The sequence below is a fragment of the Cellvibrio fontiphilus genome (assembly GCF_042646205.1).
GTDB classification, from domain to species: Bacteria; Pseudomonadota; Gammaproteobacteria; order Pseudomonadales; family Cellvibrionaceae; genus Cellvibrio; species Cellvibrio fontiphilus_A.
Genome location: NZ_JBHRTF010000015.1, coordinates 54,205 through 76,446, shown reverse-complemented (window position 1 = coordinate 76,446; position 22,242 = coordinate 54,205). Strand labels below are relative to the sequence as shown.

Below are 22,242 nucleotides of genomic sequence, written 5' to 3'. Positions count from 1 at the left end.
GGAGAAGCATTATGGCCTGGAATGAACCGGGAAGAGATAAAGACCCCTGGGGGGGGCGTGGTAATAAAAATGGCAATGATGGACCGCCAGATTTGGATGAGGCGTTTAAAAAGCTGCAGGACAAGCTGAATGGCATGTTTGGCAGCGGCGGTTCAGGTGGGCGCTCCTCCGGCGGAGCCAATATGAAGCCTTTGTTCGGTATTTTTGCAGTTGTTGCTTTGCTGTTTTACATAGGCGCGGGTGTTTATCAGGTTGATGCCAAAGAGCGCGCTGTTGTACTTAAATTTGGTGCCTTTTCTGAGATCAAAACAGAAGGTTTGAATTGGAATGCACCGCTGATTACCGACGTATTCATAATTAACGTCACTGGTGAGCGTCAATACCCTTCTCGCGGTCTGATGCTCACTGAGGATGAAAGCATCGTTGAATTGCCGATATCGGTTCAATATAACGTGTCTGACGTCAAGGCCTTTGTCCTGAATGTACGCGACCCTGAAACCAGTTTGCGCCATGCGACTGATTCAGCTGTGCGTCATGTGATTGGTTCGAGTGAATTGAATCAGGTGCTATCTGAAGGGCGTCAGGCGATTGCGGTAGAGGTGAAGCAGCGTTTGCAATCCTACCTGGATACCTATGGTGCCGGCATACAAGTGAACACTGTAAACATTCAGGATGCTCGTCCGCCTGAAGAGGTGCGCTCTGCGTTTGATGATGTGATCCGCGCTAAAGAAGATGAGGCGCGTTTCAAGAATCAGGCCCAGGCCTATGCGAATGGAATTATTCCTGAGGCGCGCGGCCGCGCCCAGCGCATGATTGAAGAAGCCGAAGCTTATAAAGCCGAAGTCGTTGCTCGCGCAGAGGGTGAATCGGATCGTTTTGAGAGCTTGCTTGCTGAATACAAGCGCGCCCCGGAAGTAACCCGCCAGCGTTTATATTTGGAGACTATGGAATCGGTAATGGGCCGTTCTTCCAAAGTGATGGTGGATGTCGAAGGTGGCAACAACATGCTTTATTTGCCACTGGATCGTATGGGTAACCGTCAGCCAGCGGTAGAGCCGCAAGTGCAAACAGAGAACTTCAACAGTCGCACGGTTCAGCCCGTTGAAACGACCAAGCCCCTTGTCCGTCGGGAGATGCGCTAATGTCCACTAAAGGTTTATTTTCTTTGGTTGTGTTGCTGGTAGGCCTGATTGTTGCTTCCAATACCGTATATATAGTGACTGAGTACCAGCGTGCTGTTGTGTTGCAATTTGGTCGACTGGTTCAAGCCGATGTACCGCCCGGTTTGCACTTTAAAATCCCTTTTGCGGAAAAAGTACGCAAATTCGATGGCCGTATCCTGACTGCCGATATGGCGACTGAAAGCTTCTTTACCGTAGAGAACAAGCGGTTGATGGTTGATTCCTACATCAAATGGCAAGTAAAAGACGTGGAAACTTACTACAAAGCAACGGGTGGAGAGGAGATGATCGCAGAGAATCGTCTGGCCCAGCGTGTTGCTGATGGTTTGCGTAACCAGTTTGGTCGCCGCACCTTGCACGATGTAGTTTCTGGTAAGCGCGATGAGCTTATGAGTGAAATCACTGCCAGTATCAATCAGGACGCAGTCAAATCGCTGGGTATTGAGGTGAAGGACATTCGGGTAAAACGTATTGATTTCCCCGCTGAGGCTAGCCAGTCTGTATTTGCTCGTATGGCTGCCGACCGCGAAAAAGAAGCGCGTGAATATCGCTCCCAAGGTAAGGAGCAGGCTGAGGTGATTAGTGCTGATGCCGATAAACAAGTGGCTGTGCTTGAAGCTAATGCCTACCGCGATGCGGAGCGTATTCGCGGTGAAGGTGATGCGCGTGCTGCGGCTATCTTTGCTGAGGCCTACAACAAGGACCCCGAGTTCTACAGTTTTGTGCGTAGCCTGAATGCTTATCGTCAAAGCTTCAGTGGAAAAGAGGACTTGATGGTAGTTGATCCCAAAAGCGACTTCTTCCGTTACCTAAAAGATCCTCAAGGCAAGAATTAAGTTACCCAAGCTTGAGTTAAATCGCCCGCATTTGCGGGCGATTTTGTCTGTGCCCTCGGGTGGAGTGTAATTGACCTACAAATCCTTCAGTAAACAGTGTTAAAATGCCGTAACCGAGCCAATCGCTCGGTTTTTTTATGACCAACTTTCCTTGGTGGTCTCTCGCCGAACCATGGCCAGGTGATCTTGAATAAGATTCCCGGTCAATTTTTTGCGCGCTTACCGGAAATATCCGGATTTGTTTTTTTACTAGAGTCGCTTATGACCTACGCTGATCGCTGGCTATTACCGGATGGGGTAGAGGAAATTCTGCCCGCGGAAGCCAAAGCTATAGATAGTTTGCGCCGCCATTTGCTGGATTTATACAGCACTTGGGGCTACGACATGGTTATTCCGCCGCTTCTGGAATATACCGATTCCTTGCTTATTGGATTGGGGCGCGATGTTGATCTGCTTACTTTCAAGGTAACTGATCAGCTCAGTGGTCGTACCTTGGGCATTCGCGCTGACATAACGCCACAAACTGCCCGAATGGATGCCCATAGTTTCAAGCGCACCGGCGCCAATCGTCTCTGTTATGCCGGGCACGTAGTGCATACCCGGCCGAAAAACCCCTTGGCGACGCGCACTCCTATTCAGGCTGGCCTTGAGTTCTACGGCGAACCAGGCATAGCTGCTGATATCGAAGTAGTATCTTTACTGTTGGAGTCCCTGAAGGTTGCGGGATTGTCGCGCCAGCACATCGATTTGGGGCATGTAGGCATCTATCGTGCGATTGCTACTGACGCTGGGTTGAGCAAAGCGCAGGAAGATGCTTTTTTTGAGTTGTTGCAGCGCAAGGCCACAACCGAGATTCGCAGCTGGGTTGCAGCCAATATTGTGGATGCCAATAAAGCGTTGCTCTTTTTGGCGCTGCCATCGCTCGCAGGCGATAAACAGGTGCTTGCCAAGGCGCGTGAGTTATTTAGTTTGGTTCCGGCTGCCAGTGCGGCTGTGGATCAATTGGCTCAGGTGGCGCAGGTCATTGAACAGCGTTATCCCAGTGCCGAGCTTTATTTTGATTTAGGCGAACTGCGTGGTTATCACTATCTAACCGGCTTGGTGTTTGCTGCATTTGCACCGGGTTATGGAAACCCCATCGCCAGCGGTGGTCGTTATGACCATATTGGAGAGGTTTTCGGGCGTGCGCGCCCAGCAACAGGTTTTGCTGTAGACATTACCGCTATCAGTAAGCTCGGCTTGTTACAGAAAGGACAAGTGACTGCCATTGCGGTAGTTGAAACCGCCGACCCACTGCAGTGGCAAACCGTCCAAACCCTGCGTCTGCAGGGCGAACGAGTGATGGCGGTCAGCGTCAATGCCGATTTGGCGGAGTTAGGCTGCGATCGTCAGCTGGTGTTGCGCGATGGCAGCTACCAGGTGGTAGCCTGTTAAACAAACCCTATTTTTTATCTAGCACAGAGAGTTAAACCAGTCATGGGCAAGAACGTCGTGGTATTGGGCACCCAATGGGGTGATGAAGGCAAGGGCAAGATCGTAGATTTATTGACTGATCAGGTCTCCCTGGTGACCCGGTTTCAGGGTGGTCACAATGCGGGTCATACTCTGGTGATTGACGGCAAAAAAACCGTACTGCACCTGATCCCCTCCGGCATATTGCGCGATGGTGTAACCTGCCTGATCGGCAACGGTGTGGTGTTGTCGCCGGAAGCGCTGCTTAAAGAAATTGAAGGTCTGGAAGCTAATGGAGTGGAAGTGCGCAAAAATTTGCGTCTGTCCCCGGCTTGCCCTTTGATCCTGCAATACCACGTGGCCCTGGATCAGGCGCGTGAGCTGGCGCGCGGCGATGCCAAGATTGGCACTACTGGTCGCGGCATCGGCCCAGCCTATGAAGATAAAGTTGCCCGTCGCGGCCTGCGTCTGGGCGATATGCTCGATATGGATAGTTTTGCCATCAAACTCAAAGCCATTATCGACTATCACAACTTTGCCTTGACCCAATATTACAAAGTTGAGGCGGTCGACTTTGACAAAGTACTGGCTGACTGCAAAGTATGGGCTGCGCAATTAATGCCGATGATGGCAGACGTAACCGAGCTGCTGCATGCCGCGCGCGAAGAAGGTCAGAGTATTTTGTTTGAGGGTGCCCAAGGCTCGCTGCTGGATATCGACCATGGTACTTACCCCTTTGTAACCTCCTCCAATACCACCGCAGGTGGTACCGCCACCGGCTCTGGTTTTGGCCCGCTCTATCTGGATTATGTTCTTGGGATCACCAAAGCCTATACCACACGCGTTGGCTCTGGCCCTTTCCCAACCGAGTTGGAGTGTGAGATAGGTGAATACCTGGGCAAAAAAGGTCATGAGTTTGGTGCTACCACTGGTCGTAAGCGTCGCTGCGGTTGGTTTGATGCCGTTGCGGTACGCCATGCCAATCGTATCAACAGTGTGACCGGTATTTGCCTGACCAAGCTGGATGTGCTTGATGGTTTGGAGACCGTAAAAATCTGTATTGGCTATCAGGATGCCAAAGGTAACCCGATTGTGGGTATCCCGTTTGATGCGGATGGTTGGGCTGACCTAAAGCCCATTTACGAAGAGATGCCAGGCTGGAGTGAGTCCACCGTTGGTGCGCAAAAACTTGAAGATTTGCCAGCCAATGCTCGCGCCTATATCAAGCGTTTGGAAGTGTTGATTAAAGCCCCGATTGATATCATTTCAACCGGTCCTGACCGGATTGAAACCATTGTGCTGCGGCATCCATTCCAAGCCTGATCCCAGGTCTCCTGACGCTCCCCAAAGCCCGCTCCAGTAGCGGGCTTTTTGTTTGTAAAAAGTTTTTTCCCCCATGAAAACGGATGTTCGTTTGGGCAGTTATTGCCCTTACTGCGACAACAAATTTCTTTTTTTTACCCCTGGTGATTGGCGTCAAAAGTGACTTATGGTCAGATTGACACAATAATTGGCATTGGCGTAGGATTGTGACTGTCTCCTCAGATTGCCTACAAGTATGCAAGTTGAAAGACAGGCCTATGCAGCGTTAACCAGTCCCTAATAGTGGGCTGGTGGCTAGAAAGTAAATGTCAAAACGAACCTAAAGATAAATTTAACAATGGGGTTGGCTATGGGTTTCCATAAAAATCAGAAGACCGCACAGCAGCAGAACGTCAAGTTTAAAAAATCTATGTTGGCTATGTGCATCATGGCATTCAGCGTGCCTTCTTTTGCGCAGGATGCGAATGAAGAAAAAGACGCGAGTGTCGAAGAAATAATTGTTACCGGTGTTCGTGCAGATTTGCAGAATGCTCAAGAAATCAAGCGCAATGCAGATACTTTTGTAGATGCTATTTCTGCAGAAGATATCGGCTCACTGCCTGATCGCAGTGTGCTAGAGGCTATGCAGCGTGTACCCGGTGTATCCATTGAACGCTTTGCTGCAGCCAATGATCCGGATCACTTTGGTGTAGAGGGGTCAGGTGCGGTAATTCGGGGTATGTCGCAAACCCGCAGTGAATTTAACGGTCGCGATTCATTCACTGCTAACTCCGGGCGCGGTTTGAACTTCCAGGACGTGCCGCCTGAGCTGATGGCCGGGGTAGATATTTACAAGAACCAAACGGCTGACATGATTGAAGGTGGCATCTCTGGTACCGTGAGCCTGCGTACCCGTAAGCCTTTTGATCAGGATGGTCGCCGCTTTGCTGTGTCTGCGGATGTGACCTATGGCGACATGGTAGAAGAAGCTACGCCAACTATATCTGCGCTTTTCAGTGATCGCTGGGAAACCGATGCGGGTGAGTTTGGCTTCCTGGTTAATCTCTCTGATTCAAAACTGGAGGCCAGTTCCCACGGCATTCAGACTGATCGCTATGAGTTCCGCCGCTTGGAGCCGCGCTTATCTCCGGGCGGTAATGTCCAATTGCCTGGCTTCGAGTATGCCGAAACCCCCTATGTGTATGACGGCAGCTTTTACTTTTCCGGCCCAAACAGCGGTACCGCAAACATTCCACCAGTAGGCACTAAGGGTGTTCTTATTCCCAACGGCGCCAATATGACGATGAAGAATGACGAGCGCGATCGCACCGGTATCGCCTTGGCTACCCAATGGGAAAGTGCTGACGATACGCTGTTGGCAAGCCTGCAGTTTATGCGCTCCGATGCAACACTGGCGTGGACTGAAAATGCAGTTAAATACCAAACGGGTTTCAATACCGATAGAACCTGGGGCGCACCGGGTGAAGAGTATGAGTTCGACGAGAATGGTGTGTTCTTAAACGGATCTCTCGCTGACGTGGCCGACGGCTGGCGTGGTGACGATGACCGTATCCCCCATAACGTTTCTCCGAGTGCAGGCTGGGGTACCTCTCCTGTTTACGCATTCGGTCACCGTTTCCAGGCGGATAACCGTTACAAGAAAACCGAAACTATCGTTGACGACTATGCATTTAATTTGAAGTGGGCGCCAAGCGAAAAATTTGAATTGATTTTTGACTTCCAGCACATCGAAGCAGAAACCAACGATGATGACGTCACCTTGATGTTGATGACCCATGCCATTATGGATTACGACCTCAGAGGCCTGCCTTCATTGAGCATCAGCAACCCATGGGCGTTTGCTACACCAGAAAATCTGGCGGCGCATGCGGCTGACGGTCGCGACTATGCAAACGGTGAAGTGCCTTACTTCCAGAACCCCAGCTCGTACAACTACAACGCCGCTATGGATCACTATGAGCGCAGCGAAGGCCAGTCTGACGCCGTGCGTATCGATGGTACCTATGCTTTTGATGATGGCTTCTTCACTAAAGTAAAAGCAGGTTTGCGTGCTGCCGAGCGCGAGCAAACTGTTCGCAACTCTGCCTACAACTGGGGTCGTTTAGCGCCAATTTGGGATAACCCTGTAGGTTGGTTGGACTCTACTGTGGTCAAAGACACGCCAATGGCTCAGGTTACGACACTTGACTGGAGCGATTTCTACCGTGGCGATGTGGTAAATATTGAAGGCGGCAACAAAATGCTTCACCCAAGTGACGCGCTGGTCAAGGACTACGCAAACTGGGGAACTTACTTTGCGCCACTGTATAACCCAAGTGACAATGACACCTGTGCGGATGAATGGCGTCCTTCTGCGGATCGTGTCCAGTCAGAGTGGGATCCGGTAGCAGGCCGCTGTCTGGCTTCTACTGACTTGAACGGCTTCTTCCGCGATAGTGAAATCAACTCCACCACCGAAGAAAATCAGGCTGCCTACGTTCGTGTGGACTTTGAAACTGATATTGGCGAGCGTCGCGCCTCCGGTAACATCGGTGTGCGTTACGTGCGTATTACCAACGAGACTGCTGGTTTTACGACTTATCCTGAACTGAGACGCAGTGAAAAACTGCCAGCTGATTGGGATCCGCGCAACGTAACGGGTGCTGACTTCGACCTGTTTGATCCCGAGAATGAATTCCTCGGTTCACCTTCCAACTATGTAGATGATATCTACATTGGTTTTGCGAACGATGCCTACACACCCAACGTTGCCAAGCGCACCTACGATGACATTCTGCCGAGCTTTAACTTGAAGGTGGAGTTAACTCCAGAAGTGATAGGGCGTTTTGCGGTATCTAAAGCTATCGCATTGCCGGATATTGGCGATTTGCGCAACTACACCAACATCGGCAGTAACGACGGCTTCACCTACAACTTCAAGGACCCCTACTGGGGACCAAACAATCCGCACCCGGATACACCCATTGATCCCGCAACCGGTGAGCGCCATGTGTCTGGATTGCCAGCAACTATAGATCCGACTACTGGTCAGCCCGAGTTCAATGAAGCCGGTAACCCCGTATACAGAGGCCCTGATGGTGAGATTGTTAACCAGCAGCGCATTGTTGATGCGGATAGTATTACCTTTGGTGGTTGGACTGGTTCATCAGGAAACCCACTGCTTATGCCAATGGAATCCATTCAATACGATGCCTCGTTTGAATGGTACTTCAGCAAAGTGGGTTCATTGACGGCGTCATTCTTCTACAAAGATCTGGAGAATTTCTTCATCAATGGTGCTTACAACCGCGAATTTACCAACCCGGTTTCCGGTGTGACTCAGACAGTATTTGTCTCTGGCCCACAAAACGGCGGCAAGGGTGAGATGAAAGGGTTTGAATTGGGTTACACCCAGTTCTATGACATGTTGCCAGCACCATGGGATGGTTTTGGTATTCAGGCCAACTACTCTTACATTGAAGCGCGCGGTGTACCAAACTCTAATCTGGATGGCGGAACTGATTTTGCCTTCGGTGGCGACATTCCGCTGCAGGGGCAATCAGACCATACCGCCAACTTCGTGTTGATGTATGACAAGAACGATTGGTCAGTACGTCTTGCGTACAACTGGCGTTCGGAATACCTGCTGACCTCGCGCGATGTAATTACCGGCTTGCCGGTTTACAACGATGATGCTGGCTTTATGGATGGATCTATTTTTTACAACGTAACGGATAATGTTCAGGTTGGCTTCCAGGGTGTTAACTTGCTCAATACAGAAACCCGCACCTTTATGCAGGTTGATGATAATCTGAGATTAGGACGTTCGTGGTTCGTTAACGACCGTCGCTACACCTTCTTGGTAAGAGCAACCTTCTAAGCCTTTGTGCTTGTAGCAAGGAGAGCGCGCCCCTAACAGGGCGCGCTTTTTTGTTTTAAAAGAAAATTTATCTACAAAAAATAAATGTGAAACTTATAGGCTAATTACCATCTTGGTCTGGGAGAGTTCTCCTTGAATAAATCAACGATAAAAAAAATAGTTATCCTGGGTGGTGGAACGGCGGGTTGGATGACTGCCGCGGCCCTGTCGCGTTTTGTCAAAACCGAGGCCACAGAAATTATTTTGGTGGAGTCCGCGGCGATTGGAACTGTCGGCGTAGGTGAGGCAACTATCCCGCATATTCGTGTGTTTAATGACATGCTCGGCATCGACGAAGACGAGTTTATGCGCAGCACCCGAGCCACCTATAAATTGGGCATAAGGTTTGATGGGTGGGGCAGTGAGTCCAGTGATTATTTTCATCCATTCGGTGATCATGGATTCCCCATAAAAGGTATTCCCTTCCATCACTACTGGCTGCGTGCGCGTAAGTTGGCTGAGGTGGAAACATTTGATCGCTACTCACTGGCTAATGTAATGGCAGCGAGTGAGCGGTTTATATATCCCTCCGCTAATCAGAATTCTGTCGAGTCTACATTTTCCTATGCCTACCATTTGGATGCAGGTGCTTACGCTCGCTTTTTGCGTGATTACAGTGAAGCGCGCGGTGTGCAACGGGTTGAGGGCGAGGTTGTCAGCGTCACCTTGAATCAGGATACGGGTTTTATCCAGAGCCTTAATCTGGCCGATGGGAAAATTCTGGCGGGTGATTTTTTTATCGATTGCAGTGGTTTTCGCGCGCGCTTATTGGGGCAGGAATTAAAGGTTCCCTTCACCAGTTGGAATCGCTGGTTGCCCTGTGATCGTGCGTTTGCCATGCCCAGCGAATTGACTGCCGATATCCGGCCCTACACCCGCTCCAGCGCAAAGTCGGCCGGTTGGTGTTGGCAAATTCCACTGCAGCATCGCATGGGCAATGGACATGTTTTTTGTTCATCGTTTTGCACCGATCAGCAAGCCGTGGATATTTTGCTGGCGCACGTGCAGGGCAAACCCCTTGCTGATCCGCGTCGAATCGATTTTGAAGCGGGTATGCGTTACCACGCCTGGGAAAAAAATTGTGTGGCCATCGGCTTGGCAAGCGGATTTCTTGAGCCACTTGAATCTACCAGTATTTATTTGATTCAGGTTGGCATCTACAAATTATTAGAGCTTTTACCTATCTCCAGCGATTTTGAACTTGATGCAAAAGAGTTCAATCGTATGGTGAGTGATGAATACGAAAAAATTCGTGATTTTATTATCCTGCATTACCACTTGAATAATCGCGCAGAGGGCTTCTGGCAGCAAACCGCTACCATGAATATCCCTGATTCACTGCAGCATAAAATGGAGGTGTTTAAAGAGAGTGCTTCTGTTGTGGAGTATGACGCCGGCTTGTTTATGCCTCCCAGCTGGCTGGCAGTGTATTTTGGTCAGGGGTTGTTCCCGGAAAAAATAGATTCGCGTATCGAGCAAATATCAACGCACGAACTCTTGCCGCTCGTACAAAAAATTCCTGAGCACTTGCGCCATCTGGTAAAAAAAATGCCATCGCATACGGCAGCGCTACATGCTTTATCAAGTGGGAAAATGGCCGCTAATTCTGTCAAGCCACGGATGAGCCTGTACGGTGGTGCGCGATGAAATCTATAGCCATTATCGGAAATGATATGGCCGCTTGGATGGCAGCAGCGTTTTTCGCCGTGCAGCCGGCAAGTCATCGCCCCAGCATATCGATATTCACCGGCGTAAGCTCTGCCGGCGATAGTTTGATTCAAAATCCAATGCCCGATTTCTCCGGCTTTTTGTCGCTCATCGGCGTGTCTGATCAACAATTTATTTCTGCCTGTGCAGCTACTCCGACTCTGGGGACTTGCTATCACCATTTTCCACGCTATGAGCCGACACCAGGCCCGGATAATTGTTTTTATCATGGTTGGGGCGAATATGGTTCTCCGTTAGGCGCTATAGAGTTTCACCAGCTTTATATTCGTGCAATGCATGAATCCATGGCCTATGGCTTAAATGATTTGTCTGTGGCGGCGCTGGCAGCACAAAAAAATCGTTTTATGCCGCCATCAAAAGATCCGCTATCCATTCGTGCGACCTATGAAACCTCATATAGTTTTCTGACAAAAAACTACATTCAATTGCTACAACAGATTTGTAGAAGTTTGGCGGTTCAGGAGGATAGTCGGCCTGTAGATAAACTGCTGAACCATTCAGGGAGTTATGTCATTGAGTTTGCCAGCGGTGAGCATGCAGGCGCTGATTTTTTGGTAAATACCTGTCCGGTATTGCGCCATCAAATTACACCCTATAATTCCTGGCAGGAGTTTATCCCCTTCACTCAAGTGACACGCAAAAATACTGCGCAAGCGCAGCAGCGCTTGGTGAGTGATGTTGGGTTTGATCACAATCTATGGCGCATAACCCGTTATGCAACCGCATTGCAAGAAACTACCTGCTACGGCTTGCCTGACGAGTCGGTGGGCGAGGAAAGTGCTGATCTTTTTTCAGGCTGCGTAGCAAGTCCGCGTGCTCATCAACTATTACATTTGGGTAGGGCGTTAATTAACCTTCACTCGCCATTGGTATGCGAAGTTGATTTAATTTGGGTGGCATTGCGAATCCTCCAGCAATTTTATCCGGCATGTCCTGATGGGCCTTCTGTGGTGAGTGAGTACAATCAGCGTTTGATTGCAGCTTATGAAAATTTACGCGATTTATCCCAAGCCGTATTTATTCAAACTGAGCGAAAATTTCCTGGTACCTTAACTGTTATTAACCATTGCAAAATATCTTCGCCGCTTCAGCACAAGTTGGATTTATTTGCGCATCGGGGTAAATTGCCGGCTTATGAAAATGAAGTTTATAAAAGGCAGTGGCAGTTGTGGTTGCTCTTGGGGTTGGGGGTGGTGCCCTCCAATGTTGAACCTATCACTTTCCATTTGAGCCAGGCTGAAATGCGCAATGTGTTTGATAGGATTAAAGCAGCTGTTACTGCAGAGGTTGAAACCTGGCCGTCGGTCAAATAAAAAGCGGGAGCTAACCCATTTATGAATAGTTTTATCAACAATCAAGACAATCATATTAAAAGAGTGGTGATAGTTGGTGGCGGTACCGCAGGCTGGATGTCAGCGGCCACTTTGTCCAGATATTTAAAAAATAATAAATATGAAATTATTCTTATTGAGTCCGATGACATTGGCACAGTGGGTGTTGGTGAGGCAACCATTCCCCAGATTCAATTATTTAATAAATCTTTGAATATAGATGAAGATGATTTTATCCGCAAAACTCACGCGACCTTTAAACTCGGTATCGAATTTGTAAACTGGGGTCAGAAGGGCGATAGCTATATTCATGCATTCGGCAGTGTTGGCCATGATATGGAGTCGCTGCCTTTTTACCATTATTGGTTAAAGTTACAAAAACAGGGGCGCTCCAAGGACATTGGCGATTATTGCTTGAATACCCTGGCGAGTAAAAAAAATAAATTTATGCGTTCAATTGATGCGGGTAATTCGCCGTTATCCAATATCGCCTATGCATTTCATTTTGATGCGGGTTTATATGCAAAATACTTGCGTAATTACGCTGAAAATTTTGGTGTTAAGCGTATCGAGGGAAAAATAATTGATGTTGCTCTTGATGAGCAGAGTGGCTTCATTAGCGGTGTAAAACTGGAAAATCATGAAGTGCTGGCGGGTGATTTTTTTATTGACTGTTCCGGTTTTAAAGGTTTGCTGATAGCCAAGGCCTTGGGCGTTGGCTACGAGGATTGGTCGCACTGGCTGCCTTGCGATAGCGCTTGGGCTGTGCCCAGCCAGCGGCTGGACCCCTTGCCATCCTACACCCGCGCTACCGCGCACTCGGCTGGTTGGCAATGGCGAATTCCGCTGCAACACAGAACCGGGAACGGGCATGTTTTTTCCAGCAAGTTTATGTCAGATGATGAAGCTCGCAATATTTTGCTGGGAAATATTCAGGGTGAAAAATTGGCTGAGCCCAGGTTAATAAAATTCACGACTGGCCGGCGTAAAGAATTTTGGCATAAGAATTGTGTGGCTATTGGTTTGGCATCGGGTTTTATGGAACCGCTGGAATCTACCAGTATCCATTTAGTGCAGAGTGCGCTGGCGCGGATTATGGCGATGTTTCCCCATAAAGAATTTAACCAACACGAGATCGACTCATACAACGAACAGGTTGGTTTTGAGTATGAGAAAATACGCGATTTCTTAATATTGCATTACAAAGTGACTGAGCGAAATGACTCGGCCTTCTGGAATTATTGTCGGGAAATGGAAATTCCCCAAAGCTTGCAGAAAAAAATCGATGTCTTTAAAGCGAATGGCCATGTGTTTCGTTTTAATAACGAATTGTTTAATGAAATCAGTTGGGTGGAGGTCATGCTGGGGCAGCGAATGACGCCGCAGGGCTATCATCCACTGGTTGATGTGTTGCCGGAGGAAGAATTTGATCGGCGCATGGCGCAGGTTAAACGTGTCATAGATACCGCAGTCGACTATATGCCTTCACACGCCCAGTTTATCGCGGAGCATTGCGCTAAAGAATAATTGTTCATCGGATAATAGTGAGCGCATTTGGTATGCAACTGCACCCGGATTTTTCTTGTCGTGTTGATTTTATTGGCGATGAGCAGCAGCCTGTTTTAGTCGTGGATAACTTTGTCAGCGACCCCGCTTACTGGGTTGAGCACTGTGCCCGTTATACACGGCTAAATAAAATTGATGCTATGTATCCGGGCTTGCGTGCTGCTGCGCCGGATAGTTATTTGCAGCTGATTTATCACTACCTGCGCGAAGAAATAGGCAAAACTTTCGCGTTACATGAGTCGATGGTGACCCATGTTAAAGCCGATTATTCGATGGTGCTTACACCGGTTAACCAATTAAAACTGGCACAGTGTTTACCGCATTATGATTCTTTAATTTCATCTGAATTGGCAGCGGTGCACTATTTGTGTGGCAGTGATAAGGGCGGTACTGCGTTTTATCGTCATCGGGATACCGGGTTTGAATATATCAACAGTGAACGCACAGCAACTTATTTTGAAAAGTTAAATGCGGGCATCACACAACATTCCTATCCGCGGGCTTATATGAATGGTAGCAACCAGTTGTTTGAACAGATTGCGAGTTATGAAGCGGTTTACAATCGCATGATTATTTATCGCTGTACCAGTTTGCACTCAGGCAATATAGGATCTGATTTTAGGTTTGAAGCAGATCCGCGCAAGGGAAGGTTAACGATCAATACGTTTATTGGCACTACCAATAGAAATTAAACCCAGCCAAGGCTGGGTTTATTCCAGTTAATCCAAATAGGCATCCAGCGTGCGGATGCTGCCATCGTCGTTGTGAATCAATTCGGTCACTTTCATATTGCGCAAATAGGTTTTGCCTCCGGAAATTTGGCTGTCGTGGTAAAACAAAAACCATTTGCCGTCCACTTGTACAATGGAATGGTGGGTAGTCCAGCCCAGTACTGGCATTAAAATAATTCCCTGGTGGGTGAAGGGGCCGTAGGGATTGTCGCCGGTGGCGTAGGCTATGTAGTGGGTGTCGCCGGTGGAATACGAAAAATAATATTTGCCGTTGTATTTATGCAGCCAGGCGCCTTCAAAAAAACGGCGATTGCTGTCGCTGCCCAAGAGTGGGTTGCCGGTGTTGTCGAGGATTTGCACATCGCGTGGTGCTTCGGCAAATTGCAGCATGTCGTCGCTCAGGCGCGCCACTTTGGGGCTGAGTGCAGGCTGGTTACTGGCGGGATATTTATCTTCTTCCTCATAGCTGCCGCTTGCCCAGCGCTGTAATTGCCCGCCCCAAATGCCGCCAAAATATAAATAGTGGCTGCCGTCATCATCTTTAAATACCGCCGGGTCGATACTGAAACTGCCATCCATGGGGGTGGGTTCTGCAGCAAAGGGGCCGCTGGGTGAATTGCTGCGGGCGACACCTAGGCGGAATATCCCGTCTTTATCTTTTGCAGGAAAATATAAAAAGAACTGGCCATTTTTTTCCGCGGCATCGGGCGCCCAGAGTTGGCGGCTGGCCCAGGGAATATCTTCCAGTTTTAGCACCGCGCCGTGATCGGTGACTTCCGCATTGGGTTGGGCAAGGCTATTTTTTGCCATGGAAAAAACGTGGTAATCCTTCATATCAAATTTATCGCCTTCACCGTCGCTGGTGATGCCGCTATCGATATCGTGCGAGGGATAGATATACACGCGATCATTAAACACGTGCGCGGCCGGATCTGCGGTATAACGGTGGGTTACCAGTGGTTGGTTGATAAATTGCTCGGGCTTGGCGCTCGCGGAATTTATCAGGCTTTGGGTGTTTTGCGGTGTTTCAGGTGCAGCGTTTTTATCGCTGCAACCTGTGCCCAAGAGCGCGGCGCCAAGCGCCAGGGGGAGTAATGTTTTGCGGTAAGACATCTGCTGCTCCGATCATTATTGTTTGATAAGTCATGACGGTAACAGCGCTGCTGTTACCAGTGCCAGAGAGTACCATCTTCCAAGCGGTTTACGGGCAAACAGGCGCGTTTGTAAGGGTATTTTGCCGCCAGTTTTTCATCGATGTCCACACCGTGGCCGGGCGTTTCGCCGGGGGTGAAATAACCGCGATTAAATTCGTAAGCGTGCGGAAAAACTTCATCCATTTGTGCGCTGTGGGCCATGTGTTCCTGAATGCCGAAGTTGGGCACCCAGTAATCAAAATGCAGCGCAGCGCCCATACATACCGGCGATAAATCGGTCGCGCCGTGGAAGCCGGTGCGCACGTTAAACAAGCTGGCAAAATCGGCAATTCGGCGCACCTGGGTAATACCACCGGCGTGCACAATAGTCGCGCGAATATAGTCGATCAACTGATTCTGAATTAATTCGCGGCAATCGTGGATGGAATTAAATACTTCGCCTACGGCGAGTGGCGTCGTAGTGTGTTGGCGAATTAATTTAAACGATTCCTGATTTTCCGCGGGCACCGCATCTTCCATCCAGAATAAACGATAGGGTTCCAGATCTTTGCCCAGGCGCGCCGCTTCAATCGGTGTTAAGCGATGATGTACGTCATGCAATAAATGAATGTCATTGCCAAACTCTTTGCGCACCTGTGCAAATACTTCGGGAATAAAATTCAAATATTTTTCAGTGGACCAAATTTCGGTGGAGGGCAAATCCGCATCCGCTGGTTCATAACTTTTATCGCCCTTGGCCACGCCGTAGGTTTTTTCAATGCCGGGAATACCGCATTGCACACGGATCGCCGCATAACCTTTTTCTTTGGCTTTGCGTACAGCCTCCAGTGTGGAATCCAGGTCTTTGCCGTTAGCGTGAGTGTAAGTGAGTATGCGCTCGCGGCTTTTGCCGCCGAGTAATTGATAGAGCGGCATATTGGCGAGTTTGGCTTTAATGTCCCAGAGTGCAACATCAATCGCGGCCAGCGCAGTCATACCCACCGGCCCGCGGCGCCAATAGGCACCGCGATAAAAAAATTGCCAGATATCTTCAATCTGCTGCGGGTCGCGGCCTATCAAGGCGGGGACTAAATAATCCTCCAGATAGGACACCACGGCTTTTTCGCGGCCATTGAGTGTTGCATCGCCAATACCATACACACCCTGGTCGGTAGTAATTTTTAGCGTGACAAAATTTCTGCCGGGGCAGGTCACAATGACTTTTGCATCAACAATTTTCATTCAATGGCGTCTCAAAAAGGGCGGAGTAAAGAGTTGTCTGATCTACTTGTATACTAGTGTTATCCAGTATAACCCAAGGGCTCAGGTTTTTGGCAGTAGTCGTTAAGGATTATTTAAGCTTTGCCAGTTAATATTCCCTCGGTTGACGCGCGCTGCCGGCTTGGTTAGTGTCAGCCGCCCTGCGCCTGTCTGTGTTGATGCTCGCGCAGGCCCTGTGGTTTGGTTGGCTGTATAACCTTTCCTTACGGTTCTTAACCCAATGTCGGGCGGCAATGTTTTAATAGTGACACGTGGTTCGTTTTTACTTTCAATTTTGTCCTCTCAAGGAGATTCGTTATGCGTAAATTAGTATTTGCAAGTTTGGCAATGTTAAGTGCAGCCGCATTTGCCGGCCCGGAGTGTACCAAGGCAGATAAATCCGAGTGGCTGGATCAAACCAAATTTCAGGAGCAACTCAAAGAGCAGGGTTACGAGATCAAAGTATTTAAAGTGACCGATGGCAACTGCTATGAAATTTATGGCTGGAACAAAGACAAACAAAAAGTAGAAATTTATTTTGATCCGGTGACTGGCAAAGTTGTAAAAGAGGAAATTGAAGACTAATGCGCGCTGCCAACACAACCCTATGGGACCCGCTGGTGCGTTTGTTTCATTGGTCGATTGCGCTGATTTTTATCGCCAATTATTTTTTTAATGAAGCGGGTGATGACTGGCACCAATGGCTCGGCTATGTGGCTGTGGCCTGGCTAGTGGTGCGTAGCCTATGGGGATTTATGGGTGGCAAAGGTGCTGCGCGCTGGGCGGATTTTTTCCCTACACCGGCGCGTCTTGCTGTGCACACCAAGGCATTGCTGCGTGGCGAGGCTTACCATCGCATGGGGCATTCACCGCTCGGCGCGTTGGTAATGCTGTTAATGATGTTGGGCATTTTTTTGCTCGGTGTTACCGGCTATATGTTGGAAGAAGTGGATTATTTCTGGGGTGAGCAGTGGGTGGAGGATGTGCACGAGTGGATCGCTAATTCGGTGATGGCTTTAGTGGTGGTGCATGTCAGCGCAGCGCTGTTTGAAAGTTATCGCCTCAAGGAAAATTTACCCCTTTCCATGATTACCGGAAAGCGTCGCCCTTTGGATTAATTTTTTCCGGCGATGTTAAAAAACTAAAAAAGGCCAACCGAATCCGGTTGGCCTTTTTTATGTGCGCTGCGCTGTTATTTTATTTGCGCTGCGCCGCTTTTTAATAACAGCGTTTGTCTTTGATTAATGACCGCAATTAATTACAGGATTTGCCTTCAAGTGCATCGGCAAAACCGCGCAGGGCAGGTTTATCGTTGTAATTGTTGTCGAACAGTAGCGGCCAGGCGATGGCTTCACCATTGTAGGCAGCGGTCGCTGTGGTCAACCAGGTATTAGCGTCGGTGGTGCCCCACACACTAATGCCACCGCGTTGTGCGGCCGGTACTGTATCCAAATAGGCTTTTACAATTTCGCAGTAACGCTTCTTTTGTGCCTGGGCGACAGTGTCAGTAAAGCTGGTGATTTTGTTGCCCGGCCAGCCGCCGCTGTAAGGGTTGTTTACCGCTACATCCAATTCGGTAATTTTTACTTTCAGGCCTTTATCCACCACTTTTTTCATCGCCGCGCTGATGTTGGCAATGCTGGGGAAATCCATAAAAACGTGCATCTGGAAGCCCACACCATCGATAGGAATATTGCGGGTCTGGAAGTCGGTCAGCATTTCAACCAGCTTGGTGGTTTTGGCATTGTTTTGGTCGATGTTGTAATCGTTGTAATACAACACGGCACTTGGGTCAGCGGCGCGTGCGGCCTGGAATGCTTTTTCGATATACACCGAGCTGTTGCCGCTTTTTACATAAAAAGTGGAATCGGTAGTGCGGAAGTTGGCTACCGGAGAGCCGTCGTTGATGGCTTCATTTACAACATCCCAGCTCACCACATTACCCTTGGCTTTGTAATGGGTAACCACCTGCGTCACATGGTCTTCCACTTCGGCGATAAAGTCTGCTGCCGAGCCGCTCCAGTTTTTCATGAAGTTAGGCACTTGGTAGTCTGAGTGCCAAACCAGCGCGTGGCCGTGTACGTTGATGCTGTTGTCTTTGGCGTAATCCACAAAGGTGTCCGCATTGGTGAAGGTGAAGTTGCCATTGCTCGGCTGCAGGTAGCTCATTTTCATGATGTTGCCGGCCGTCATCTCGCCAAAATGCTTTTCCACCACGGCTTGTTCCGAGGTATTGGTCACTATGTTAAAGCTGGGGCCATCGTTATTGGTCACAGCGGCGCCGATCGGGAAGCTGGCGAGTGCTTGCAAACGCGCAACATTGGCAGAGTAAACGCTGCCAGTGCTTGAGCTTTGCAGCGATGAGCTACTGGCTGCTTGTGCAAGGGTAACTGTGACGCTTTTGATGGTTACGACGCCGGTAGGTGTGCCTTTGGCTTGCACGCCGACTTGCACGTCAAACTCTGTCTGATTGAACTTTTTGTCGCTTTCAGTAACGGTGCAGGAGATGGTTGCATCTTCCCCGGCTGTGAATAGCTCATTGCCCGCCCAGCAACCCCACTCGCCGGCCCAGCTGCCACCTTTGATTTGCACCAGTGGTTGCAAGCTGGCGCCGCTGGCTTTGAATTCGCTGCTGACGTTAATCACCATTGTGATAACGGCATCCTCCAGGGCGATAGGTTTCAGCATATCGGTCACTGCGCCTATGTCATCGCCACTGGCATTAAAGCTCACGCCATTACCGCTGTAGGTAACACCGCTGTTGTTGTTGCCATTGCCGCGCCAGCCCGTGGTCATATCCAGAGTTAAGACTGTGGCGCTTGCAGCACTGCTGGAGCTGGCCGGCTGACTGCTCGCGGCTACGGAACTGGGGGCCACTGAGCTGGGCGCAACCGAGCTGAGTGGGCTAGAGCTTGGTGCGGTGGAGCTGGGGGCTTCAGAGCTGGCAGCGACACTGGCAGGTGCGCTGGAGTTGTTGGCACTGGAACTGGAGCTGCCATTGCCGGAGCCGCCGCAGGCACTGAGTGCAAGGGTAAATATGCCGATTGATAAAAGTTGATGAACTTGCTGCATGGTTTTTTTCCTGTGTATTGCTAGTTATTGGTATTGTTCTAGTCAATTAAACCATAACAAAATTTGAGCTGTACACAGCTGGGGAGATGCGGCGGTCGCTTTCGCGATGTTTTTTTCACAATCGGCGCGAAACTGATTTCATGCATAAAAAAACCACCCGAAGGTGGTTTTTTTGGTGGGCGATAGGGCGGTAATTAACCTTCCATTTGCTCCAGTTCTTTGCCTTTGGTTTCTTTGATGTACCACATAACAAAAAATACAGAGAAGAGTGAAAAGAAGGTATAGATGCTGTAGGCACCTGCCAGGCCAATCGCCGAGGCGAGCAGCATCGGGAAGGTCCAGGTGATCAGGAAGTTAGCGCCCCATTGGGCAAGGCCTGCAATCGCCAGGGCAGAACCGCGCATTTGGTTGGGGAACATCTCGCCCAGCATGATCCACACCACTGGCCCCCAGGACATATTGAAAAACACCACGTAGACATTGGCCGCAATCAGTGCCAACAGGCCGTTGGTGGATGACAGCTGTAATTTGCCCGCTTCATCAACCGGTGCGCCGGCAAAAGCGAAAGCCACCAATGCCAGGGTGATGGTCATGCCGATGGAGCCAACCCACAGCAGGGGTTTGCGGCCAATTTTATCGACCAGGAAAAAGGTGACAAAACAGGCGCCGATGCTCACCGCGCCGGAGATTACATTGGTAAAGAGCGCATCGCTTTCAGAGAAACCCGCTGCCTGCCAGAGCACTGAACCGTAGTAGAACACTACGTTGATGCCGACAAATTGTTGCAATATGGCCAAGCCGATACCCACCAACACAATCGGGCGGATTTTGCGGGTTGTTTTGTCCAGTAAGTCGGCAAAGCTGGGTTTGTGGTCGTGGGCCAGGGTGTCATAGATTTCTTTTACTTTGTCGTCAGCTTTGTCGCCATAGAGTTTGCTCAGCACTTGTTTGGCTTTATCGTTTTTGCCATTGGCGACCAAAAAGCGCGGGCTTTCCGGAATCAGGAAGAGTGCCAGGAAAAATATGCCTGCCGGGATCAATTCCATCCAGAACATCCAGCGCCAGGTCTCATAACCCAGCCAGAGAATTTCGGTGGAGCCACCTGCGGTTTCCGCTAATTGGTAATTGCTCAGGAATGAAAAAAACAGCCCGCTGATAATGGCGATTTGTTGGATGGAACTGAGTTTGCCGCGATATTTTGCCGGTGCTACTTCACTGATATAAGCGGGGCAGATGATGCTCGCCGCACCTACCGCCAAGCCGCCAATTACGCGGTAAATAATAAATTCAACCGACCCGGTTGCTATGCCTGAGCCCCAGGCTGAAATGATGAACAGGATGGATGACACCATCAGCACCCACCAGCGTCCGTACTTGTCAGCCCACTGGCCGGCAAAAAAAGCACCAACCGCACAGCCGAGCAGCATGGAGGAAACGCTGAAGCCGGTGCCCATGGAGTCTGAGTTAAACGCTTTTTGCAGGCCGTCAACGGTGCCGTTAATAACTCCGCTGTCGTAGCCAAACAAGAAACCACCGATGGTGGCAATCAAGCTGATAAGAACGACAAACGACATGTTTGTCTGGTTGTTGGTGATGGTCTGATTCATTGGTTATTCCTGTTATAAAAATTATGGTGTTGCTACTGGCGTTGCCTGTCGTTGTGTTTGCCCCTGTCGGGTGATTAACCGGGGCATTGGTTGGATTGAAACGGCCAAGACCTTATCACACCTGATTATTTCCCGGCAGGTTCCCGCGCTAGCTATAACGAGCCGGCATTCTGTTTCCGCAGGGGCTGATGGTGATAAAGGTTAAACGGCGATACAAAAAAGCGCCGATCTGGTGATCCGGCGCTTTGGTGCTGGCGAATACTAAACCATTATGGTTTTGTAGACTATATGGCTGTGGTGGGGTGCTTGATGGCGCTGTTTATATCTCAAACGCGAAACCTGATTCGCTCAGGTGTTTATAGGCTTCGGCGTCAAAGCGGTAAAGGCTGGCCGCGCGGTGAGGTACGCCCTGCTGTTTTTCATTGCAAGGGCTGAGCAGGTTCATTTTCATGATCTTGCGACGGAAGTTGGGTTTATCCAGCTTGGTGTTGAGTATCGCCTCATACAGCGCCTGCAGTTGCAGCAGGGTGAATTTTTCCGGCAGCAGGTTAAAGCCGATGGGTTGATGACAGACCTGGTGGCGCAGCACTTTCAAGCCGTGCGCGACAATCTCGGCGTGGTCATACACCAATTCGGGCAGTTTGTTCACGCTTTGCCAGCTCACATCGGCAGCGCTTTGGCCGGCGACCAGCGAGAATTTGTCGGCGCTCACCAGAGCGTAATAGGCAATGGTCACTACCCGCTCGTTCGGGAAGCGGTCAACCCGGCCAAAGGTTTTCAGCTGTTCCAAAAACAAATCGCGCACGCCTGTCAGTTCTTCCAGCAGGCGATAGGCCGCGTCGCGCAGGTTCTCATCGTAGCGAATCCAGCCGCCGGGCAGCGCCCACTTGCCTTGGTGCAGCGGGTCGGTTTGTTTGACCAGCAGGATTTTTAACTCGTCATTATCCAAGCCAAAAATCAGGTTATCGATGGATAGTGCTTTGATGATGTTGTCATCAAGGTGCGCTGAGTGAGTAGTGCTGAGACTGCCGGGAATATGGTTGTTAGGCACGAGCAATGTCCTCAAGGGCTTTGCATGTTGTAGGAAGTAGCTGGACGCGCTGCGCCCGAAGCGCGGCATTGTA

16 protein-coding genes are annotated in these 22,242 nt (G+C 49.7%); 11 read left to right on the top strand and 5 right to left on the bottom strand.

Annotated elements, in window-relative coordinates; genetic code table 11:
* Positions 1-11 precede the first annotated feature (11 nt).
* The 9 genes from hflK to ACFODX_RS16490 all read left to right on the top strand — a co-directional run bounded on the left by hflK (position 12) and on the right by ACFODX_RS16490 (position 14,007).
* Entirely contained in the window at positions 12-1,142 is a 1,131-nt protein-coding gene (hflK, locus tag ACFODX_RS16530; RefSeq protein WP_378121205.1) for an FtsH protease activity modulator HflK, read from the top strand.
* On the top strand, positions 1,142-2,017 hold the full coding sequence (gene hflC / locus ACFODX_RS16525; protein WP_324259728.1) for a protease modulator HflC: 876 nt from the start codon (positions 1,142-1,144) through the stop codon (positions 2,015-2,017). The genes hflK and hflC overlap by 1 nt, the downstream gene beginning before the upstream one ends.
* A gap of 261 nt (positions 2,018-2,278) precedes the next feature.
* Entirely contained in the window at positions 2,279-3,451 is a 1,173-nt protein-coding gene (locus ACFODX_RS16520; protein ID WP_378121203.1) for an ATP phosphoribosyltransferase regulatory subunit, read from the top strand.
* A gap of 42 nt (positions 3,452-3,493) precedes the next feature.
* Positions 3,494-4,792 (top strand): adenylosuccinate synthase, encoded by a 1,299-nt coding sequence (locus ACFODX_RS16515; protein WP_378121201.1) that lies wholly within the window; start codon positions 3,494-3,496, stop codon positions 4,790-4,792.
* 349 nt (positions 4,793-5,141) lie between these two features.
* The gene (locus tag ACFODX_RS16510) at positions 5,142-8,651 is read left to right on the top strand and encodes a TonB-dependent receptor (protein ID WP_378121199.1); all 3,510 of its coding nucleotides are present in this window, start codon (positions 5,142-5,144) and stop codon (positions 8,649-8,651) included.
* 132 nt (positions 8,652-8,783) lie between these two features.
* Positions 8,784-10,337, top strand: coding sequence for a tryptophan halogenase family protein (locus ACFODX_RS16505; protein ID WP_378121197.1), 1,554 nt, complete (start codon positions 8,784-8,786; stop codon positions 10,335-10,337).
* Positions 10,334-11,731, top strand: a complete 1,398-nt coding sequence (locus ACFODX_RS16500) for a tryptophan 7-halogenase (RefSeq protein WP_378121194.1) — start codon at positions 10,334-10,336, stop codon at positions 11,729-11,731. Before ACFODX_RS16505 ends, ACFODX_RS16500 begins: the two co-directional genes overlap by 4 nt.
* Positions 11,732-11,752: 21 nt before the next feature.
* The gene (locus ACFODX_RS16495) at positions 11,753-13,276 is read left to right on the top strand and encodes a tryptophan halogenase family protein (protein WP_378121192.1); all 1,524 of its coding nucleotides are present in this window, start codon (positions 11,753-11,755) and stop codon (positions 13,274-13,276) included.
* Positions 13,277-13,293: 17 nt separating this feature from the next.
* Positions 13,294-14,007 carry a DUF6445 family protein gene (locus tag ACFODX_RS16490; RefSeq protein WP_378121190.1) on the top strand — a complete coding sequence of 238 codons (714 nt, stop codon included), beginning with the start codon at positions 13,294-13,296 and terminating at the stop codon, positions 14,005-14,007.
* A 27-nt stretch (positions 14,008-14,034) separates the two neighbouring features.
* On the opposite strand, the gene ACFODX_RS16485 is transcribed toward ACFODX_RS16490, so the two are convergent.
* Positions 14,035-15,159 (bottom strand): glycoside hydrolase family 43 protein, encoded by a 1,125-nt coding sequence (locus ACFODX_RS16485; protein ID WP_378121188.1) that lies wholly within the window; start codon positions 15,157-15,159, stop codon positions 14,035-14,037.
* Between the two features lie 53 nt (positions 15,160-15,212).
* The gene (manD, locus tag ACFODX_RS16480) at positions 15,213-16,421 is read right to left on the bottom strand and encodes a D-mannonate dehydratase ManD (protein WP_378121186.1); all 1,209 of its coding nucleotides are present in this window, start codon (positions 16,419-16,421) and stop codon (positions 15,213-15,215) included.
* 336 nt (positions 16,422-16,757) lie between these two features.
* Here manD and ACFODX_RS16475 point away from each other — a divergent pair, with 336 nt between their 5' ends.
* Together ACFODX_RS16475 and ACFODX_RS16470 are read left to right on the top strand one after the other, a co-directional pair.
* Entirely contained in the window at positions 16,758-17,024 is a 267-nt protein-coding gene (locus tag ACFODX_RS16475; RefSeq protein ID WP_378121184.1) for a PepSY domain-containing protein, read from the top strand.
* Positions 17,024-17,557, top strand: a complete 534-nt coding sequence (locus tag ACFODX_RS16470; protein ID WP_378121182.1) for a cytochrome b/b6 domain-containing protein — start codon at positions 17,024-17,026, stop codon at positions 17,555-17,557. Before ACFODX_RS16475 ends, ACFODX_RS16470 begins: the two co-directional genes overlap by 1 nt.
* A 136-nt stretch (positions 17,558-17,693) precedes the next feature.
* Here ACFODX_RS16470 and ACFODX_RS16465 read toward each other — a convergent pair whose 3' ends face one another.
* From ACFODX_RS16465 to ACFODX_RS16455, 3 genes are all read right to left on the bottom strand, one after another.
* Entirely contained in the window at positions 17,694-19,511 is a 1,818-nt protein-coding gene (locus tag ACFODX_RS16465) for an endo-1,4-beta-xylanase (protein WP_378121180.1), read from the bottom strand.
* A gap of 194 nt (positions 19,512-19,705) precedes the next feature.
* Positions 19,706-21,118 (bottom strand): sugar porter family MFS transporter, encoded by a 1,413-nt coding sequence (locus ACFODX_RS16460; RefSeq protein WP_378121178.1) that lies wholly within the window; start codon positions 21,116-21,118, stop codon positions 19,706-19,708.
* Between the two features lie 319 nt (positions 21,119-21,437).
* Complete coding sequence (locus ACFODX_RS16455; RefSeq protein ID WP_378121176.1) at positions 21,438-22,169, bottom strand: NUDIX hydrolase; 732 nt, start codon at positions 22,167-22,169, stop codon at positions 21,438-21,440.
* Positions 22,170-22,242: the final 73 nt, after the last annotated feature.

What these genes read in the sequence shown, in the direction of transcription:
- hflK (WP_378121205.1), top strand. Translation starts at nt 12, where the DNA reads ATGGCCTGGAATGAACCGGGAAGAGATAAAGACCCCTGGGGGGGGCGT.
- hflC (WP_324259728.1), top strand. Translation starts at nt 1,142, where the DNA reads ATGTCCACTAAAGGTTTATTTTCTTTGGTTGTGTTGCTGGTAGGCCTG.
- ACFODX_RS16520 (WP_378121203.1), top strand. Translation starts at nt 2,279, where the DNA reads ATGACCTACGCTGATCGCTGGCTATTACCGGATGGGGTAGAGGAAATT.
- ACFODX_RS16515 (WP_378121201.1), top strand. Translation starts at nt 3,494, where the DNA reads ATGGGCAAGAACGTCGTGGTATTGGGCACCCAATGGGGTGATGAAGGC.
- ACFODX_RS16510 (WP_378121199.1), top strand. Translation starts at nt 5,142, where the DNA reads ATGGGTTTCCATAAAAATCAGAAGACCGCACAGCAGCAGAACGTCAAG.
- ACFODX_RS16500 (WP_378121194.1), top strand. Translation starts at nt 10,334, where the DNA reads ATGAAATCTATAGCCATTATCGGAAATGATATGGCCGCTTGGATGGCA.
- ACFODX_RS16495 (WP_378121192.1), top strand. Translation starts at nt 11,753, where the DNA reads ATGAATAGTTTTATCAACAATCAAGACAATCATATTAAAAGAGTGGTG.
- ACFODX_RS16485 (WP_378121188.1), bottom strand. Translation starts at nt 15,159, where the DNA reads ATGTCTTACCGCAAAACATTACTCCCCCTGGCGCTTGGCGCCGCGCTC.
- manD (WP_378121186.1), bottom strand. Translation starts at nt 16,421, where the DNA reads ATGAAAATTGTTGATGCAAAAGTCATTGTGACCTGCCCCGGCAGAAAT.
- ACFODX_RS16475 (WP_378121184.1), top strand. Translation starts at nt 16,758, where the DNA reads ATGCGTAAATTAGTATTTGCAAGTTTGGCAATGTTAAGTGCAGCCGCA.
- ACFODX_RS16470 (WP_378121182.1), top strand. Translation starts at nt 17,024, where the DNA reads ATGCGCGCTGCCAACACAACCCTATGGGACCCGCTGGTGCGTTTGTTT.
- ACFODX_RS16465 (WP_378121180.1), bottom strand. Translation starts at nt 19,511, where the DNA reads ATGCAGCAAGTTCATCAACTTTTATCAATCGGCATATTTACCCTTGCA.
- ACFODX_RS16460 (WP_378121178.1), bottom strand. Translation starts at nt 21,118, where the DNA reads ATGAATCAGACCATCACCAACAACCAGACAAACATGTCGTTTGTCGTT.